The organism is Komagataeibacter sp. SM21, assembly GCF_041402665.1.
GTDB classification, from domain to species: Bacteria; Pseudomonadota; Alphaproteobacteria; order Acetobacterales; family Acetobacteraceae; genus Komagataeibacter; species Komagataeibacter saccharivorans.
Genome location: NZ_JBGLOV010000029.1, coordinates 1 through 2,368, shown reverse-complemented (window position 1 = coordinate 2,368; position 2,368 = coordinate 1). Strand labels below are relative to the sequence as shown.

At 65.4% G+C, this 2,368-nt stretch carries 3 protein-coding genes; all 3 read left to right on the top strand.

The window, feature by feature from the left end; genetic code table 11:
- Window position 1: 1 nt before the first annotated feature.
- Window positions 2-913, top strand: a complete 912-nt coding sequence (locus tag ACBR42_RS15735; protein ID WP_371208636.1) for a DUF3991 domain-containing protein — start codon at window positions 2-4, stop codon at window positions 911-913.
- Window positions 914-925: 12 nt separating this feature from the next.
- Window positions 926-1,609 carry a hypothetical protein gene (locus ACBR42_RS15730; RefSeq protein WP_371208635.1) on the top strand — a complete coding sequence of 228 codons (684 nt, stop codon included), beginning with the start codon at window positions 926-928 and terminating at the stop codon, window positions 1,607-1,609.
- Window positions 1,581-2,368 (top strand): UvrD-helicase domain-containing protein (locus tag ACBR42_RS15725; RefSeq protein WP_371208634.1); only part of this gene is annotated, 788 nt, incomplete at its 3' end. The genes ACBR42_RS15730 and ACBR42_RS15725, both read left to right, overlap by 29 nt.

Genomic DNA, 2,368 nt, shown 5'->3' with positions numbered 1-2,368 from the left:
GATCGTCTCAGGTGTTTCATGCGCGGCCCTTCTGGAGAAAAACGGCTATCTGCTCGACAAGGCGAAAAGCACGCGCAAGTGCCTCAAATATCGCAACGGAGCGAGCAACGTCATCGTCAATCACGAGGGACGGGGCTGGTGGCATGCAAACGGGGACGAAAAGGGCGATGTGTTTGCGCTCATGCGTCACCTGCACCCGGAAATGGGATGGCGTGATGTCTGTCTCGAACTGGGCCAGCTCATCGGCGTGGAACCGGAAGGGGCCGCCTATGTCCGCTCCCGTCCCGCCACCACCGACACCCGCGCCCCCGCGGAACGCTGGGCACAGAAAAAGAGCCTTCGTCGGGGTGGCAGGGTCTGGGACTACCTGGTCCGCGAGCGTTGCCTGCCTGAAGACGTCGTGCGGCGCGCGGCCATGAAAGGCTGCATCCGCGACGGGTATCACGCCGCCTGGTTCGCCCATACCGATGCGGACGGGAAAGTATGCGGCGCGGAGCTGCGCGGGCCGGAGACGCATATGTGTCTTGGCGGCACGATCAAGAGCCTGTTCCGCTTCCAGCCCGGCAGTGCAGCACAGGTGCGTCGCCTCGTCGTCTGCGAGGCGGCCATCGATGCGCTTTCGTTTGCGGCCCTCGACCGGGTCCGGACCCCGGATACGATGTACTGCTCGACCGGTGGCGCCATGGGACCGGAGACGAAGGCGGCGATCCGGGCGCATCTGGCCGACATGCGGCAGATTGCCGATGCGGTCCTGATCGTTGCGACCGACGATGATGATGCGGGCGACGGTTTCGCCGACACGCTTTACGGGCTGGCTGAAGAGGCGGGTGTCGAGTTCGCCCGGCGCCTGCCGCCCGACCGTTCCAAGGATTTCAACAGCACACTCAAGAATATGGCTGCTGCGGCGGCCTGAAGGAAACAGATCATGACCGGTTCAGACCAGGCCCGCGTGGCCTACGAACTTTCCCTGCTGACCAGTCTCGGTGAGGCGGTGGATACGCTTCTTGAGGCATTCTTCCGCCATCCGGACCATCTCCGCCATATCGTGGGCACGGTGCGGCTGGGCAAGGACATCCCGTGGGTGCTGGCCGCCTGTGATGGCGGGACGCTGGATGCGACCGGTCTGGTGGTTGGCGGGGCGTGGAACGGAAAGCGCTGGGATTTTGACGCGGGCTTCACGCTGTTCACCTGTGAGCGCATGCCCGCAGGCGAGTTTGTGGAAATGGCGCCCGGGAAAGGTCGGGTCCGCGTTCAGGGGACGCTGCCTGGAACGGGACCGCTCAGGCCCGACATGAAAGCGCTTCAGGCCGAGATCGCGCGTGCGACGGCCAGATGGTCACGACGGGCAGATCTCGTGCAGGAATGGCTGCTCGAAACCGGTGCCCGCGAAGACGCGGCCTTCCCCCAGACCTTTGTCGAACTGCGCTTCGCGGCGGACTGTTACCGGGGGCTCGTCATCGGGGGGGAAAAAGACCGCGAGGGCCGCTGGGACTATGGCGGGATCGTAACACTGTTTCTGCCTGACGGCAGGATCGTGGATCTGGATGCGGCACAGGCCGACATGGTGGAGGAACTGGTCTATGGCCGGCATGCAGACCTTTCCCGGTGAGGCCATGCTGGCGGGGCTGACGCCGCCGCAGCGCCAGGCCGCGCGACAGGAAGGTGCGGTTGTCGTGCTGGCCGGGGCGGGAACCGGCAAGACCCGCACGCTGGTGGCCGGCGTGGTCGACCGTATCGGGCGACGGAATATCGCACCTTCGCGCATCCTTGCCGTTACCTTCACCAACCGGGCCGCCGAGGAAATGCGCAGCCGCATTGCAGATGCCGTGGGCGCGGAGCGTGCCCCCGGATGGATCGGCACCTTCCACGCGCATGGCCGTCGCCAGCTGCGCACCGACCCCGACATCGCGCTGCTGCGTGACGGCTTCGGTATCGCCGATGCCGAGGACAGCAGGCGTATCGTGCGCAGGTTGCTTCAGGCGGCAACGGCGGACGGGGCGCTGGACGCGCAGGACGGCGATACGTTCCGGCAACGGGTGAAATCCGTCACCACGCGCATTGCGCTGTTCAAGGATGATCTGGTGCTCCCGCAACAGGCGGCCGCTGGCGTCGAGGCCCTGGTGCAGCGCTATCCGGGCCAGACGCCCGAAGATGTCATGGCGTGGCATCTGGCCGCGGCTCTCTACCCGGCCTATCAGGAAGCGCTGCGTGAGGCGAACATGGCCGATTTTGGCGATCTGCTTTTATGGCCCACGGTGACGATGCAGCGTGACGAGGATTACCGGCTTGACTGGGGGCGGCGCTTTGATGCCATCCTCGCCGATGAGTTTCAGGACGTGAACCGCCTCCAGTACCAGTGGCTGCAGCT